Origin of the sequence: Pedobacter ghigonis (genome assembly GCF_903166585.1) — a bacterium.
Taxonomy (GTDB): Bacteria; Bacteroidota; Bacteroidia; order Sphingobacteriales; family Sphingobacteriaceae; genus Pedobacter; species Pedobacter ghigonis.
Window position 1 is genome coordinate 85,795 of the sequence record NZ_CAESCM010000020.1, and the last position, 16,235, is coordinate 102,029.

General features: G+C 40.3%; 17 protein-coding genes. 8 read left to right on the forward strand and 9 right to left on the reverse strand.

Annotation, left to right across the window (positions count from 1 at the left end):
• Window positions 1-63: 63 nt before the first annotated feature.
• The gene (locus HWV58_RS22240; RefSeq protein WP_175636200.1) at window positions 64-1,413 is read right to left on the reverse strand and encodes an alpha-L-fucosidase; all 1,350 of its coding nucleotides are present in this window, start codon (window positions 1,411-1,413) and stop codon (window positions 64-66) included.
• A 220-nt stretch (window positions 1,414-1,633) separates the two neighbouring features.
• Here HWV58_RS22240 and HWV58_RS22245 point away from each other — a divergent pair, with 220 nt between their 5' ends.
• Window positions 1,634-2,485, forward strand: a complete 852-nt coding sequence (locus tag HWV58_RS22245; RefSeq protein ID WP_175636201.1) for an SDR family oxidoreductase — start codon at window positions 1,634-1,636, stop codon at window positions 2,483-2,485.
• 27 nt (window positions 2,486-2,512) lie between these two features.
• Window positions 2,513-3,337 (forward strand): ion transporter, encoded by an 825-nt coding sequence (locus tag HWV58_RS22250; RefSeq protein WP_175636202.1) that lies wholly within the window; start codon window positions 2,513-2,515, stop codon window positions 3,335-3,337.
• Window positions 3,338-3,385: 48 nt separating this feature from the next.
• Here HWV58_RS22250 and HWV58_RS22255 read toward each other — a convergent pair whose 3' ends face one another.
• On the reverse strand, window positions 3,386-3,694 hold the full coding sequence (locus tag HWV58_RS22255) for a hypothetical protein (RefSeq protein WP_175636203.1): 309 nt from the start codon (window positions 3,692-3,694) through the stop codon (window positions 3,386-3,388).
• Between the two features lie 200 nt (window positions 3,695-3,894).
• Here HWV58_RS22255 and HWV58_RS22260 point away from each other — a divergent pair, with 200 nt between their 5' ends.
• Window positions 3,895-4,491, forward strand: a complete 597-nt coding sequence (locus tag HWV58_RS22260) for an FMN-dependent NADH-azoreductase (protein WP_175636204.1) — start codon at window positions 3,895-3,897, stop codon at window positions 4,489-4,491.
• A 48-nt stretch (window positions 4,492-4,539) separates the two neighbouring features.
• Here the strand turns inward: HWV58_RS22260 and HWV58_RS22265 are convergent, their stop codons facing one another.
• Entirely contained in the window at window positions 4,540-4,902 is a 363-nt protein-coding gene (locus tag HWV58_RS22265) for a response regulator transcription factor (protein ID WP_175636205.1), read from the reverse strand.
• A gap of 291 nt (window positions 4,903-5,193) precedes the next feature.
• Between HWV58_RS22265 and HWV58_RS22270 the strand changes: the two genes are divergently transcribed.
• The gene (locus HWV58_RS22270; RefSeq protein ID WP_175636206.1) at window positions 5,194-5,508 is read left to right on the forward strand and encodes a hypothetical protein; all 315 of its coding nucleotides are present in this window, start codon (window positions 5,194-5,196) and stop codon (window positions 5,506-5,508) included.
• A 144-nt stretch (window positions 5,509-5,652) separates the two neighbouring features.
• Here HWV58_RS22270 and mnmA read toward each other — a convergent pair whose 3' ends face one another.
• Window positions 5,653-6,744, reverse strand: a complete 1,092-nt coding sequence (gene mnmA / locus HWV58_RS22275; protein WP_124559919.1) for a tRNA 2-thiouridine(34) synthase MnmA — start codon at window positions 6,742-6,744, stop codon at window positions 5,653-5,655.
• A gap of 408 nt (window positions 6,745-7,152) precedes the next feature.
• On the opposite strand from mnmA, the gene HWV58_RS22280 reads away from it, so the two are divergent.
• On the forward strand, window positions 7,153-9,438 hold the full coding sequence (locus HWV58_RS22280) for a GH92 family glycosyl hydrolase (RefSeq protein ID WP_217707047.1): 2,286 nt from the start codon (window positions 7,153-7,155) through the stop codon (window positions 9,436-9,438).
• Window positions 9,439-9,542: 104 nt separating this feature from the next.
• On the opposite strand, the gene HWV58_RS22285 is transcribed toward HWV58_RS22280, so the two are convergent.
• The 4 genes from HWV58_RS22285 to HWV58_RS22300 form a co-directional block, all read right to left on the reverse strand.
• Window positions 9,543-9,956 carry an EamA family transporter gene (locus HWV58_RS22285; RefSeq protein WP_175636207.1) on the reverse strand — a complete coding sequence of 138 codons (414 nt, stop codon included), beginning with the start codon at window positions 9,954-9,956 and terminating at the stop codon, window positions 9,543-9,545.
• A 428-nt stretch (window positions 9,957-10,384) separates the two neighbouring features.
• Window positions 10,385-11,308 (reverse strand): SDR family oxidoreductase, encoded by a 924-nt coding sequence (locus HWV58_RS22290; RefSeq protein WP_317174810.1) that lies wholly within the window; start codon window positions 11,306-11,308, stop codon window positions 10,385-10,387.
• Window positions 11,265-12,104 carry an SDR family NAD(P)-dependent oxidoreductase gene (locus HWV58_RS22295; protein WP_175636208.1) on the reverse strand — a complete coding sequence of 280 codons (840 nt, stop codon included), beginning with the start codon at window positions 12,102-12,104 and terminating at the stop codon, window positions 11,265-11,267. The genes HWV58_RS22290 and HWV58_RS22295 overlap by 44 nt, the downstream gene beginning before the upstream one ends.
• Before the next feature lie 83 nt (window positions 12,105-12,187).
• On the reverse strand, window positions 12,188-13,099 hold the full coding sequence (locus HWV58_RS22300) for a helix-turn-helix domain-containing protein (protein ID WP_175636209.1): 912 nt from the start codon (window positions 13,097-13,099) through the stop codon (window positions 12,188-12,190).
• Between the two features lie 266 nt (window positions 13,100-13,365).
• Between HWV58_RS22300 and HWV58_RS22305 the strand changes: the two genes are divergently transcribed.
• The 3 genes from HWV58_RS22305 to fabF all read left to right on the forward strand — a co-directional run bounded on the left by HWV58_RS22305 (window position 13,366) and on the right by fabF (window position 16,041).
• Window positions 13,366-13,851, forward strand: a complete 486-nt coding sequence (locus tag HWV58_RS22305; RefSeq protein ID WP_175636210.1) for a PaaI family thioesterase — start codon at window positions 13,366-13,368, stop codon at window positions 13,849-13,851.
• 12 nt (window positions 13,852-13,863) lie between these two features.
• A complete protein-coding gene (locus tag HWV58_RS22310) occupies window positions 13,864-14,628 on the forward strand; it encodes an SDR family oxidoreductase (protein WP_175636211.1) in 765 nt (254 codons plus the stop codon).
• A 162-nt stretch (window positions 14,629-14,790) separates the two neighbouring features.
• Window positions 14,791-16,041, forward strand: coding sequence for a beta-ketoacyl-ACP synthase II (gene fabF, locus HWV58_RS22315; protein ID WP_175636212.1), 1,251 nt, complete (start codon window positions 14,791-14,793; stop codon window positions 16,039-16,041).
• Here the strand turns inward: fabF and HWV58_RS24350 are convergent.
• On the reverse strand, window positions 15,976-16,235 hold a 260-nt coding region (locus HWV58_RS24350; RefSeq protein ID WP_217707048.1), incomplete at its 5' end, for a hypothetical protein. The genes fabF and HWV58_RS24350 overlap by 66 nt on opposite strands.

Consider the following 16,235-nt stretch of genomic DNA (forward strand, 5'->3'; position numbering starts at 1 on the left):
TTGGGTTTAAAAAAAAAGCCCGCAAGGTTTAGCTTGCAGGCCCGATCATTAAAATTAATTGGGTTAATTTAATATCAATTCAATTACTGGTATTTCGAAGTTGGGTTTTTTCTTCGGTAGTTTTAATACCAGGCTATTACCTTTCGATTTTTCGGTATCTATCTGAAGTTCAGAGTTATCATGTAAAAACTGTGCGTATTTTACTTTGTCTTTATAACCATCTAAAGCAATGTTGCCGGTGTTCGGGTATTCGAACATGTGGATGTATAAACGTTTAGTGTCCTTGTTGTAGGTAAGTTTGGTGCCTTCTGCTGCTTTAAAATCGGCTGGAGCAAAAGTACAGTGGTAAATTGATTTCGAATTGGAATGCATCCATATACTTAAACTGTCTAATGCCGTTTCTGCTCTGTAATCAAATTCGCCGCGGGCAGTTGGCCCTACATTTAACAATAAATTACCACCATTGGCTACCGATGTAATTAACAGGTCTAGTAGTTTTCTGTTGCTTTTCCAGGTATTTTCGTCGCGGTGGTAGCCCCATGATCCTGAAAAGGTTTGGCAGGTTTCCCATACTTTACCACGATATTTTTCCAGTTCTTTTGGCCCAACCTGTTCAGGAGTTTCAAAATCGGTGCCATCTTCGTAATCATTTAAATCTAAGCGGTTATCGATAATAATGCCCGGCTGCAGCTTTCTGATTTGTTTATATAATTCAACCGATCCCCAGTCGTCTTTACCTTTGCCATATTTACCCGGATAAGAGAAATCGGCCCAAAGGATATCTATTTTACCATATTTGGTCAGGAGTTCGGTTACCTGATCGTACATATATTTACGGTATTTGGCCATATCTCTGCCTTTATTTAGGGCTGCATATGCTTCTTCTGAATCTTTTTCAGGTCGTAAAGGGTGAACCTTATCTACCGTAAAGTCGGGGTGGTGCCAGTCGATAAGCGAATAATAGAAACCAATTTTTATACCTTCTGCACGGAAAGCATCCACAAATTCTCTTACCAAATCTCTTTTGGCCGGTGTGTTGGTTGCTTTATAATCGGTGTATTTACTATCAAACAGTGTAAAACCCTCGTGGTGCTTGGTCGTTAAAACAGCGTATTTCATGCCAGCAGCCTTAGCTTCTTTTGCCCACTGCTTTGGGTTAAATAAATCGGGGTTAAACTGATCAAAATATTTTTGGTAGTTTTCATTGGTAATGTGCTCATAATTTCTCACCCATTCGTGACGGGCAGGTAGTGCATATAAGCCCCAGTGTATAAACATGCCAAAGCGGGCATCTGTCCACCATTCCATTCTTCTGGTTTTTTCTTCGGCAGTTTCTTTGCTCAATCGTTTTTGCGCAGATCCTGTTAAGGCCAAATTGAGCGAGAGGAGCGTGAGTAAAATTGTTTTCTTCATTGTGTGGGTCTTTTGGTTAGGATATAGAGAGCTAATTTAATGAGCTATATCTGATCAAAATAATCGGATATGAGCAAATGATTAAGCTAAATTACCATGTACGAATGCAGGTGCTGAAAAGTTGAACGCTTGTTTCTTCAGTTTAAATTTTTGACTGTAAAACTTTGCAGTTCTTAAGCTTGTTTGTTATGAAAGAGAAGTTTAACCCGAAATATTAGCTATGAAAACTCAAAAAACACCTGCAAAGCAAAATAAACAACCTGGTATAGAAGCTAAAATGAACCCTAAACCAGAAGTAATAAAAGCGGGTTACAAAGCGGCAGCCAAACTCGATGGTAAAGTTGCTTTAATAACAGGTGGCGATAGCGGTATCGGGCGGGCAGTTGCTGTTCATTTTGCAATGGAGGGCGCAGATATTGCCATTGTATATTTAAATGAGGATATAGATGCCAAAGAAACCCGAAAAATGGTAGAGAAAGCAGGGAAAAGCTGTTTATTGATAAAAGGAGATGTAAAAAAGCCTTTATTTTGTAAAAAAGCAGTTGATGCGGTAATTAAAAAGTTCGGTAAAATAAATATCCTGGTGAACAATGCGGCTATACAGGTGCCGCAAAAAGATCCAAACAAAATTGATCATAAACAACTTGACGAGACTTTTCGTACCAATATATATGGTTATTTTTATTTTGCCAACGAAGTACTGGAATATTTTAGTGCCGGCGATACCATCATCAATACCACTTCGGTTACAGCTTACCGTTCATCGCCAAACCTGATTGATTATTCTTCAACTAAAGGGGCAATTACTTCTTTTACCCGCTCGCTGGCCACCAATTTGGCGAAAAGTGGTATTCGTGTTAATGCAGTAGCGCCTGGCCCGGTTTGGACACCGCTAATTGTAGCTACTTTCGATAAGGAAAAAATTAAATCGTTTGGAAGCGAAACGGCTATGGAAAGGGCAGGGCAACCTTCAGAACTCGGACCTGCTTATGTATTTCTCGCTTCTGATGATGCTTCTTATATCACTGGCCAGGTAATTCATGTAAACGGTGGCGAAGTGGTTAATGGTTAATTCTGTATCTTAGTCAAAAAAGCTTACATGGCATCAGATCGTTCGAAAGGTTGGCGTTTTAAATTGCACGAAATTATTTATGAATCGAATACGCCGGCCGGTAAGGCCTTCGACGTAGGGCTGCTGATCGCTATTTTTTCGAGTATTATTGTGGTAATGCTCGATAGTGTGGTGAGTATCCATCAGCACTACGGCAAGCTTTTTAATGTGATGGAATGGGGCTTTGCCGCACTTTTCACTGTCGAATACATTTTGCGGCTCATAAGTATCCGTAAACCATTGAGGTATGTGTTTAGTCCGCTTGGCATTATTGATATGATCGCATTACTGCCTTCTTATCTAAGCATTTTCTTTGTGGGCGCACAATCTTTACTGGTATTCAGGGCACTGCGTTTATTGCGGGTTTTCAGGATTTTTAAACTCGGACATTTTTTAACAGAGATTAATTTTTTAACAACGGCCTTAAAAAACAGCATCCGGAAAATCAGTATCTTCTTACTAACGGTTTTAACCATTACTGTAATACTCGGTTCGGTAATGTACCTGGTAGAGCAGCGCGAAAATGGTTTTTCAAATATCCCGGAAAGTATTTATTGGGCCATTGTTACCATTACAACAGTAGGTTATGGTGATATTTCGCCCATTACGCCACTGGGTAAATTCGTGGCCTCGGTTGTGATGTTAATTGGTTATGCCATTATTGCCGTCCCTACGGGTATTATAACGCACGATATAGCCATGGCTGCCAGACATAAAAAGGAATTGCCCGAATCGTGCCCGGGTTGTAGCAGGGAAGGGCATGACAGCGACGCTTTGTTTTGTAAATATTGTGGCTCATCGTTGTTTAGATAAAGAAAACGCCAGACTGATTATCAATCTGGCATTTTAACTGCATCTGGTTTATAGCATTTCGCTATCATCTTTATCGTACGCATTGGGATCGTTGTCGAGTTCTTCAATGTCTGATTCATTGTAATCATCAGTTTCTTCTTCGTCTTCATCATCATCCTCATCGTCCGGACCATTAATTTGTTCATTCAGTCGCGTGCCTTCGCCATCGGCAAACTGCACTTCATCTTCCGTATATTCTTCATCGTTTGGTTGAGCAGCTGGATGGCCTTCGGCGGCATTTCCCTGCGAACGGTTGATCTGAAACTGGTCGATATTTTGAATTTCTTCTTCTGGCTGATTGTTTTCCTGATTTTCCATGGCATTTTCTTTATGATTAAAACAGGTTGAGGCTGGATTAAGTTTACATAAAATTAAAATGTTAAACCATCAGGGTTGTATCTGTTTATGGGTACTTTGCTGCTGTTACTATACCAAAGGATAGCGCTATCCTTTGGTATAGTAATAACTTTTTGATAGCCGGTGTATATAATTTTGCCAGACATAAATAAAGGCAAAAAATGAAAATATTACATTTAATATCAAGCCCAAGAGGCGAAGCATCTTTCAGTGTGAAGTTAGGAGATGCGATTGTAGAGAAGTTACAGGCTGCAAATCCGGGTAGCACGGTAAGTATCCGCAATCTTACCAATACGCCCTTCCCACATTTAGAAGAGGTGCATATCAACTCTTTCTTTACGCCGGCCGAAAACCATACCTCGCAACTGGCCGAAGCGGTGCAACATTCTAACGAATCAATTGCTGAGCTTAAAGCTGCTGATGCCATTGTAATTGGCGTGCCCATGTACAACTTTGGGATCCACTCTACTTTAAAGGCCTGGATCGATCACGTGGCGCGTGCCGGCCAAACATTCAGCTATTCGGAAAATGGTCCAGAGGGATTGGTAAAAGGTAAAAAGGTTTATCTGGCCATTTCATCAGGCGGTGTATATTCAGACGGGCCTATGAAAGCTTACGATTTTACAGAATCGTATATGAGATCGGTGTTGGGCTTTCTTGGGATGGTAGATGTTACCGCTTACAGGGTAGAAGGCTTAAGTTTGCCAAATCTGAAAGATGAGGCTTTAGATAAAGCCGTTGCAGCAATAGCAGTATAGTTAATTGATTTCAACAGCGGCAGGTTTACCGCTGTTGAAATACAAAATTTAATTCAGCAGGTGTTTTTCTATTCTTTCGGCAAAATCGTTCAGGTCGAAAGGTTTATTAATAAAATCTTCTGCATCGCATTTGGCTTTAACTGTGTTTAAGTGGTTATTGGCCGACATCATCATGACCGGGATGTTGTGCGTTTTAATATTTCTTTTTAAAGTATTGCAGATATCCAGTCCGTTGCCATCAGGAAGCATTACGTCTAAAATCACCATATCCGGCAGGTGTTTATTCATTTGTAACCAGAAATCGTTAGTGTTGGGACAGGTTTTTACTTCGTAAAGTTCTTCAATCAGCAGAAATTCTATAATCTCCCTGATATTTGGATTATCTTCTACAACATAAATGCACTTTTTCATAAGTCCTCCTTTTAAATTAGATAACCAGTCTAGGTATCAGATGTTTAAAATAGTTGTGCACAATTACAGGGTTATTAACGTTTGTAAATGCCCTTGTCATGGCTGTATCTAATTTTTAGTTTAACTGAAAAAAATGTGAGAATAAATTTTGATACTAAATTTTTTAGTATAGATTTGCTTTTGGAGAAACCGAAAATACGTTAGGCAGATGTTGAAACCCAACGTATGGTGTGTAATTATTTTAAACAAAAAGCTGATGGCTTCGTTTGTTTGCTGATATATTTATTTTTTATGACCGTTACCGTTTTAGCCATATTTGAAACAGATTTCAGACCCGATCTTTCATTAGGGAAAATCATGAATGAAAGATTAAAAATAGCCGCTGCAGATTTACAGGATATTCACCTGCAATCTTTGCATTCAGTAGGGCAGCGTAGTGATGATTTAGTGGTTTACATGAGTTATAACCCCAAGTACAAAATCAGGTGGCGCGTGGTAAACGATGTACCCGAAGATGTTGAGCATTTTGTTGCCCAGGTGTGCGGTGATTTAGGATATATTCATTGGAAAACAGCTACCCTAAATGTTTTTAAGGGGAGTGAGTAATTATCTCCATTTCAACCGTTACCCTGAATTCATTTCAGGGTCTCATAAATAAAAGAGTTCCTTAAATAAATCCTATAGCCATTGGATTTATTTAAGGAACTGTAAAAAAAGAGGTGCTGAAATAAATTCAGCATGACGATCCTGTTAAATTAAAAATCCACCACCCAATAAATCGTTTCCTTCGTAAAACACTGCCGATTGGCCGGGTGCAATAGCCGATACATTGTGATCGAATACCACACGCATTTTGTCTTTTTCCTGCACAATTGTACTCAGCATCCCTGCATCTTTGTAGCGTATTTTGGTGATGATATCGCTCATCGGTTCTTCAATGCTGGCGTATTTAATCAGGTTAATATTCCGTACCATCGCTTCGCGGCGCTCCAGTTCTTCGGCTTTGCCCAAAACTACCGTATTGCTTTCGGGTAGGATCTGCGTTACAAACATGGGTTCGCCAAAAGCAACACCCAGACCTTTACGCTGGCCAATGGTATAAAAAGGGTAGCCTTTGTGCTGGCCTACCACCATACCGTTGCTCAGGATGAAATTACCACCTGCAACCCGGTCTTCTAAATCTTCTACTTTATGTTTCAAGAAAGCCCTGTAGTCGTTATCCGGAACGAAACAAATTTCGTAACTCTCTGATTTTTTAGCCAACTCTTCCTGACCCATATCTAAAGCCATTTGCCTGATTTCAGATTTGGCAAAGCTGCCCAAAGGAAATTTGGTGCGCGAAAGGTTTTCTTGCGAAACACCCCACAATACGTACGACTGATCTTTATTTTCGTCTTTTCCTTTCGAAATTACATAACGGCCGCTATCTTGCTGGCGGATATTAGCATAATGCCCTGTTGCAATAAATTCGCAGTCGAGTTTATTGGCACGTTTTAATAAAGCTTCCCATTTAATGTGCGTGTTACACAATACACATGGGTTTGGCGTTCTTCCAGCCAGGTATTCATCTACAAAATTATCGATTACATAATCGCCAAATTCGTCTCTGATATCCAGTATATAATGCGGAAAACCATAGTTTACAGCAAGCGTACGGGCATCGTTAATACTATCTAAAGAGCAGCAACCAGTTTCCTTGCTGCTACCTCCAGAGCTGGCATAGTCCCAGGTCTTCATGGTTAATCCAATCACCTCGTAACCTTGCTCATGCAACATTACAGCCGCTACCGAACTATCAACCCCGCCACTCATGGCAACCAGAATTCTACCGTGTTTACTCATTTTAAAAATATAGGATGCAAAAATAAGGTTTATTTAGCTGAAATTGTTTAAAGGAAGTCAGTTACTTGTAAAAAGCTTTAGCTTGTGAAATTCATAAAATAGAAATTGTGCTATTGTTAAATTGCCTGATTGTTGGGATTACCTCCTGTTAACCAGTTTGAACAATTAACCGTTTAGCCAATAAACTAGATATGTTCTATTGTTGAATTGCCTGATTGTTGGGATTAACTCCTGTTAATAAGCATGGATAATTAACCGGTTAACCAATAAGCCGGTTTCTCTAAATTTAAACCATATAAAATGTATTTTTTGTTTTACTTAAACGTTTTAGTCTGGTTATTTGTGCATATTTGAAGATAAATTTCTACCTTAGAATTTTAAAGAAAACAAGCTAATCTCAAAACGGATATGATTAAAAAAGTTATGCTGCCCTGTCTTTTGCTTTCAGGCATGGTTGCCTCGGCACAGCAGAATCTGGTGCAGTATGTTAAGCCGATTATTGGTACTTCAAAAATGGGGCATACCTATCCAGGTGCAACTGTTCCTTTTGGTGCAGTACAGTTAAGTCCCGAAACCGATACTTTATCTTACGAAGTAAACGGTAAGTACAATGGCGATGTGTACAAGTATTGTGCTGGTTATAAATATGAAGATAAAACCATTACCGGATTTAGCCACACCCATTTTAGCGGAACCGGGCATTCTGATCTGGGCGATTTTTTAATTATGCCAACCCAGGGCAAGTTACAGTTAAATCCGGGTACTGCATCGAATCCTAAAGGTGGTTACCGTTCGGCTTTTTCGCATGCAAACGAAGTGGCCGAAGCAGGTTATTACAAAGTGAAGCTTGATGATGATAACATCACTGCAGAGCTAACTTCGACCACACGCGTGGGGATGCATCAATATACTTTCCCTAAGTCAGATCAATCGCACATTATCTTAGATTTAATGGCGGGTATTTATAACTACGAAGATAAAACCGTTTGGACTTATGTTCGTGTGGTAAACGATACCCTGGTTACAGGTTACCGCCAAACTTACGGCTGGGCCAGAACCAGAACGGTATATTTTGCCATGAGTTTTTCTAAGCCTTTTAAAAGCTACGGTCGCAAAAGCTACGATGCCAAACAAGCTTACCGCGGATTCTGGGGTAAATTTAACCAGGAACAGAACTTCCCTGAAATTGCGGGTAAAAAGTTGAAAATGTTCTTCGATTTTGATACGCAGGAAGGAGAGAAGGTGAAAATTAAGTTTGCACTTTCGCCGGTTAGCCAGGAAAATGCCTTGCAGAACATGCGTGCCGAAATTTCGGGCTGGGATTTCGAAAAAGTTAAAGCACAGGCGCAGGCTAACTGGAACAAGGAATTGAATAAAGTGCAGGTAACTACTTCTAATGATAATAAAATAAATTTTTATACTGCTTTATATCACGCTTACATTAACCCTACAACCTACACCGATGTTAACGGCGAATATAAAGGTTTAGATCAGGGGGTGCATAAAGCTGATGGTTTTACCAATTACACTACTTTTTCACTTTGGGATACTTACCGGGCATTGCATCCATTCTTTAACATTACACAGCCAGGCCGAAGTAACGACATGGTAAAATCGATGCTTGCTCATTACGATCAAAGCAGTTTGCACATGTTGCCAATATGGTCGCATTATGCTAACGATAACTGGTGTATGAGTGGTTACCATAGCGTTTCGGTTATTTCTGATGCCATTATTAAAGGTACCTATACCGGCGATGCGAATAAAGCCCTGGATGCTTGTATAGCTACAGCAAAGCACCGCGATTACGAAGGTATTGGTTACTATATGGATAAGGGGTACATTCCTGCCGAAAAATCGGGTATCTCTGTTTCTAACAATCTGGAGTATTCTTACGATGACTGGTCTATTGCCCAACTGGCTAAGAAACTGAGCCGTATGGATGTTTATGATGAATTTATTAAACGTTCTAACAACTGGAAAAATAACTATGATAGCGCCACAGGATTTATGCGCCCTAAACTGGCCGATGGCACCTTTAAAAAACAATTCGATCCGAAAGATACAGAAGGACAGGGCTTTATTGAAGGGAATAGCTGGAACTACAGTTTCTTTGTACCACAAGATCCGGCTACACTGATTGAAATGATGGGTGGTAAAAAGAAATTTGCAACGCGCCTGGATACTTTATTTACCATGCATTTGCCTGACGAGTTTTTCGCACACACTGAAGATATTACCCGCGAGGGCATTATTGGCGGTTATGTTCACGGAAATGAGCCGGCACATCACATTGCTTACCTATACAACTGGGCCGATCAGCCCTGGAAAACACAGGCTCAGGTACGCCACATTTTAAACATGCAGTATAAACCTACCGCTGATGGTTTGGGTGGAAATGACGATTGCGGACAAATGAGTGCCTGGTACATGTTCTCTTCGCTGGGTTTTTATCCGGTTGCACCTGGTTCTGATGTGTATTCGTTGGGTAGCCCGCTAGTTAACCAAGCGGTACTTAATTTAGAAAACGGCAAAACCTTTACTGTCGAAGCCATTAAGCAAAGTGATAAAAATGTGTATGTAGAAAAGGTTTTATTGAACGGAAAGGAAATCACCGATCATAAAATTAAACATGCAGATATTACCAATGGAGGTAAGCTTACTTTCTATATGAGCGCAAAACCAAAAAAGTAATTACTCATCCCTATATAATGTTGAACCGTTGGCTATGTATTTAGTCAGCGGTTTTTTTTTGTTATTGATAGAAGTTCCTGATGAAAATGTTGGAGAAATAAGATTTACAGCAAAATCACTATGCTTCCGGCAACGATAAGTCCGCCGCCAATAAGTGTTTTAGCATCAATGGGTTCTTTTAAAATTAAAAATGCAAGTCCCATGGCTATAGCTACACTAAGTTTGTCAATTGGTGCAACTTTAGAAACATTTCCGGTTTCAAGCGCTTTGAAATAAAAAATCCATGAAAGGCCGGTAGCCAATCCGGATAATCCTAAAAACAGGAGATTGTTTTTGCTCAATGTTTTGAGCTGGGTAATTTCTCCGGTTGCCAGAACAATTCCCCAGGCGATAAATAAAATTACAATGGTTCTGATGGCGGTAGCTACATTTCCATTTACACCTTTAAGGCCTATTTTGGCCAGGATAGCAGTTGCTGCCGCGAATAAAGCTGATAGTATGGCATAGAATTTCCACATAATAGATTTTGCCTGGTTACTAATTTAGAATATGATTATATAAATATATCATCTAATTCTTTATCAACCCAGTAGTTGCTATTTTGTTTGATAAACTACTATATCGCAACAGTCTAAATTTATAGGTGATAAAGCACTAATCCAAAAACAGAAGAATCGTCATTTCGACTGAAGCCAGCTGGTTTTTCACCGGCGCGAAACGCCTGCCCGTACAGGCGGGGAGAAATCTATCTTTAAAGATTTAGCTTCGCTGAGCACTTAGTGGTTCTCGGCTACGTTGCACTTCGCTCGAAATGACGACCCTGAAGTGGCTGTCATTAATACTGATTTTTATGAAATAAATTCAAACTCAGGTTAACAATCTATTTTATGGTCCTACCTCTTCGCTGGCTCAAAAAGCCTTCTCGCAATTACGGTACTTCTAAATATTAAGCATTAACTACTTCGAAATTCGTAGCTGTAGCCAGATATTTCCAGTTGGCCATATCCCTTTGTACATCCGTTATTTTTGCTTCTGCAACCTGATAGGCATCAGGGCCCAGGAATAAATGTAATGGTGGATTTTCGCTTTTGGCGGCTTCAATCATTACTTCAGCAGCTTTGGCTGGGTCGCCAGGTTGCTGGTTGTTGATATCGTTCTGGTGCATAGCCTGCGAATCGCGCACTTCCTTGTAGGCATCGATCGGGTTTGCCGGAACAGCCAAGGAGCTTGCGTTTAGGAATTCTGTCCTGAAATAACCCGGTTCTACTACTGTTGCCTTAATGCCTTGCGATTTTACTTCTGCTGCCAGCGATTCAGTAAAGCCGGCTACAGCAAATTTAGTAGCGCAATAGATGCCAAATCCAGGGAAATTTCCGGAGAAACCACCGATTGATGAGATATTGAAAATATGCCCCGATTGTTGTTTGCGCATTTGCGGCAAAACTTTTCTAATCACATTCAGTGAGCCGAATACGTTAATGTCGAAATTCTCACGTGATTCTTTGTCGCTTAACTCTTCAAGCGCTCCCAGCATACCGTAGCCTGCATTGTTAACTACTACATCTACACGGCCAAATTTGCTAATGGTTTGGCTGATCGCCGCTTCTACGCTGCCTTCGTTGATTAAATCTACTGCTAAGGGTAAAAAGTTCTCGTGCTCACCAACTGCTTTTGACAAATCGCTTAAATTTCTCGAAGTTGCTGCAACATGATATTCATTGCCCAATAATTTTTTTACTAAGGTTAGTCCCAGGCCTTTTGATGCGCCGGTTACAAACCATACTTTTTGGATGTCCATAATCTTTTTCTTAAATTTTAAATAGGGTTTACTGATCGAAATCGGTTGAGATAGAAATAGGTTTCCACTCATTAATTTCTTTGCTTAATGCTTCAATTTTGGCTGTAGCACGGTCAAATGCATCTCTGCCCAATAATAAGTGCAATGGTGGGTTGGGCATGCTGGCAAGCGAAATCATGGCTGCTGCTGCTTTTTCCGGATCGCCGATTTGCTGACCATCCATTTTTAAATACCGGGCATGTGTTTCCCTTACTGCCGCATATTCGGCAATTGGATTAGCAGCCAGTGTCAAAGAATCGGCGGTTAAGAAACTGGTTCTGAATGCACCAGGTGCAACTACGGTAACTTTAACGCCAAAATCTTTAAGATCTTCGGCCAATATCTCGGATAGGGAAATTACGGCCGATTTAGCAGCAGCGTATATCGCCCAGCCAGTTGCACCTGTAATACCGGCAATTGAAGAAATATTGATGATATGCCCTGAACGCTGTGCCCTTAAATAAGGAGAAGCTTTTCTGATAACATTTAAAGTGCCGAAAACATTTATGTCGAAACTGTTGCGGGTTTCTGCATCGCTAAGTTCTTCAATACTGCCGCCAATACCATAACCAGCATTATTGATAATCACATCAATGCGTTCGAACTGGGTGACAGTTGCTTTAATGGCTTTTTCTACACTTTGTTCGTCTGAGAGATTAACCGAAAGCGCAAGGAATTTTTTCGAATCAGTAGCTACTGCCTGCTTAAGTTCGTCAATATTTCTCGAAGTGGCTGCAACATATTGGCCGGCTTTTAACAATTGATGAACCAAACTTAATCCTAAGCCTTTAGAAGCTCCGGTAATAAACCAAACTTTTTTCTTGTCCATAATTTTATCTTTTTTTGTTTAGACAAAATTACAGACAAGAGGCATGCTACATATTACATGATTCAAACCGATGATTACGAAATTCAAACAATTCGGTAAGAAGTAGGGGTGTGGTTGGTTAATTTTTTGAAAAAGTTATTAAAATGGGTAGGCTCTTCAAAGCCCAGGCAGTAACCAATTTCCGAAATATTCCAGTCGGTATGCTTCAATAAGGCTTTGGCCTCGCTTAGTAAGCGTTCGGTAATGTAATGGGTAGTGGTTTTGCCTGTAGTTTCTTTAATGGCGCGGTTAAGGTGGTTAACATGTACCGAAAGTTGCGAGGCGTAATCTTTTGCCGAGCGCATGGTTAACCTCTGGGTAGTATTTTCGATTGGGAATTGGCGTTCCAGCAGCTCGGTAAATACCGATGTAATCCGGCTGTTTGCATCTACATGTTTAAATAAAGCTTCCGAAGGCTGTGTTTTTAAGGCAAAGTGCGTAATCTCGGTAATGTAGTTCCTTAACAGGTCGTATTTATACACGTAATCGGTATTAATCTCTTCAAACATTTTCGAAAAGATGCTTTCTACATGTGCTTCCTGTGCTTCATTTAAAATGTAAGCTGGCTTGCCGCCGGGTATAAACATGGGTAAATCGCCAATGTTACCACGGATTTTTTCTTTAAAAAAGGATTCCGTAAAAATGCAAAAGAAACCGGTAACATCGCTTTTTTGCCCGCTCGCCAATTCCCAGGTGTAAGGAACAAGCGGGTTGAAAAATATCAATGCAGTGCCATTTATCTCTACACTTTTATCTGCGTAGTGATATACATTGTGGCCGCGGATCAGCGAAACTTTATAGTAATCCCGGCGGTTATAGCTCATTGGTCTGGCGTCTTCTTTCAGGCAGTCTTCCAGTTTAAAAACATTAAAGTGACCCACGCCATTCTGCAGGTTTTCGGGTAGAAAACTGAATTTGTTTTTGTAAAAATCTTCTATGCTTTCTGGTTTGCTCATGAAATCAAAGTTACAAAATTCAAACGTTAAAATGGAAATCCCGTTTTATGCAGAAGGTGGTGTTTTCGCAGAATAGGTGTAGTCTATAGAAAAAAAGATTTTCTGGTGACAAATAAATATACCAATCGGTATATATTTGTGCTGTCAATTGATGAGTGTTTGACAATGGCCTTTGTTTAAAGCTGAAAAATGAAAGATTTTTTGTTGGGATATTGAACGATCACAACATTTTTTTTAATTAAAAATATACCGATTGGTATTTAATAATGAAACGAACTAAAGAAATAACCTGGGAAGACCCGATGAAAGGTGCGCTGGAAGCTACAAAGATGGATGGCATAGCTTATTTGCAAGCCATGAGCGATCATCAGTTTCCCTTGCCACCACTTTTATACACTTTAGATTTTAGCGTTACTGAAATAGAAAAGGGTAATGTGGTTTTCGAATTTACCCCGCAGGAATTTCATTATAATCCCATCGGAACGGTGCATGGTGGTGTAATTACGGCCATTTTAGATTCGGCGATGGGCTGTTCGGTACATTCGCTTTTACCTGCCGGAAGGGGCTACACCACCTTAGAACTTAAAGTAAATTTCCTGAAAGCGGTTACCATCAAAATCGGAAAATTAAAAACCCGGGCTAAAGTGATCAATCTTGGAGGGCGTACTGCCCTGGTTGAAGCGCAGTTGCTTGACGAAAATAATACCATTTACGCTCACGCCGTGAGCACTTGTTTAATCTTAAAATTTTAAAAAAAATATAAAATGAAAACTTCACAAAATACTGTTTTATTAATCGGTGGTACTGCCGGTATCGGTTTAGAAATTGCTAAACAATTAACTGCTTTAAATAACCATGTAATTGTTACCGGAAGGAACCAGGAGCGTTTAGACGCTGTAGCGGCATCGTTAAGTAATGTTACAACCATCCTGTCGGATGTAAGCAAGGCCGAAGATGTAGACGCTTTGGTTGCACGCATTAAGGCCGATTTTCCGCAGTTAAATATCGTGATTAATAATGCTGGCAGGGCCATTCTGTATAACCTGGCCGATAATAATGAAGATGCTTATGCCAATGCAGCAGATGAAATGCTGACCAATTATTTGTCTATCATCAGGGTGAACCAGAAATTATTGCCTGTGCTTACCAGGCAGGAATCAGCAGCTATTGTAAATGTTTCCTCAATTGTGGCTTATGTACCAGGGGTTACCTTGCCAACCTATGCGGCCAGTAAAGCAGCTTTACACTCTTATTCTACTTCGTTAAGGTTAAGTTTAGAAGGATCGCCGGTTAAGGTTTTCGAATTGATGCCGCCACTGGTTGATACCGAATTCTCGAAAGAAATTGGTGGTCATAACGGTATAAAACCAAGTGTGGTAGCTGATGAGCTGATTGCTGCTTTGGCAAACGATGATTTTGAAATCAGGGTGGGCGATACTGCAAAAATCTACGAATTGTACAGACAATCGCCGGCAGATGCCTTAAATGTCATGAATGCAAACCGAAAAGCCTGGATTGAATCTGTTTAACAAGCAGGAGATAAGCGGGAACAAAAAGGATTCAGGCTTTACATTTATCATATCAATTTTAGCTACAGGAATAGTACTTTTGCCGCGATAAGTGTAAATCCCGGATTTGCGCTTGCCTTTAATTACAAGCTGATTTAAAGGCATTGACTATAAATAATTAACATGAAAAGAGTAGTAGTAACAGGTTTGGGCGCAATAACCCCACTAGGAAATACCGTTGAAAGCTTTTGGCAACAGATACTAGATGGCAAAAGTGGTGTTGGTCCGATTACAAAATTTGATGCTTCAAAGTTTAAAACCCAGTTTGCAAGCGAAGTAAAAGACTTTAACGCCGAAACCTTTCTGGATAAAAAGGAGATAAAAAAATACGACGTTTTTACGCAGTACGCAATCGCTTCAAGCGATCAGGCGATAACCGATTCTGGCCTCGATTTTAGTACAATGACCGATGATGAACTGGCTGAAGTTGGGGTAATCTGGGCAACCGGAAATGGGGGTATCGGTACTTTTGAAGCGCAGCTTGAAGAATTCCATGCTGGTGATGGCACGCCGAGGTTTAGCCCGTTTTTTATCCCTAAAATGATTGTGGATATCGCAGCAGGGGTAATTTCGATCAGACACCGTTTACGCGGTCCAAATTATTGTACCGTTTCCGCTTGTGCTTCTTCTAACACGGCTATTATTAATGCTTTTGATACCATTCGTTTGGGTAAAGCAGCCATTATGATTGCCGGAGGTTCGGAAGCTGCCATTACCAAATCATCAGTAGGTGGATTTAACGCTGCCCAGGCCTTATCAAAAAGAAATGATGATCCAAAAGGAGCTTCACGACCTTTCGATGTAGACCGCGACGGATTTGTGATGGGAGAAGGTGCCGGAGCCTTGATTTTAGAAGAGTTAGATCATGCTGTTAGCCGTGGTGCACATATTTATGCTGAAATTGTTGGTGGCGGTATGGCAGGAGATGCTTATCATTTAACCGGAACACCACCTGATGGGGTTGGTGCAGGATTGGGTATGACCAGCGCTTTAAAGGATGCAGGAATTACTGCTGATCAGATTGATTATATTAATGCGCACGCTACTTCTACAGGTTTAGGCGATTTAAGTGAACTACAAGCTATCAACCGTGTTTTTAAGGGTTTACCGGTAATCATTGGAGCAACCAAATCTATGACTGGCCACTTATTGGGTGCAGCTGGCGCAATTGAAAGTGTGATCAGTATTTTAGCAATCAGAGATGGTATTGTTCCACCTACGATCAATACGAAAAAACTGGATGAGAATATTCCGAAAGGTTTAAATATTGTTCTGGGCGAGCCAATTAAGAAAGAAATCAATTATGTATTAAACAATACTTTTGGTTTTGGAGGGCATACCGCCAGTACGATATTTAAAAAGTACACGGCTTAATTTATTTTTTATTATAAAGTGATTGCCTGGTTCATAGCCGGGCATTTTTTTGCCTTGAGTTTTTTGCCACGGAGATTCTGTGTTGATATCCAAATTAATTTTTAATTTTGTAGTCCAAGGCAGCTCTAAGCTAGCTTCATTAGGGCAGTTCATTTTTAATGGCTGCTCTAACAATTTACTTCGTTTTCCACCTC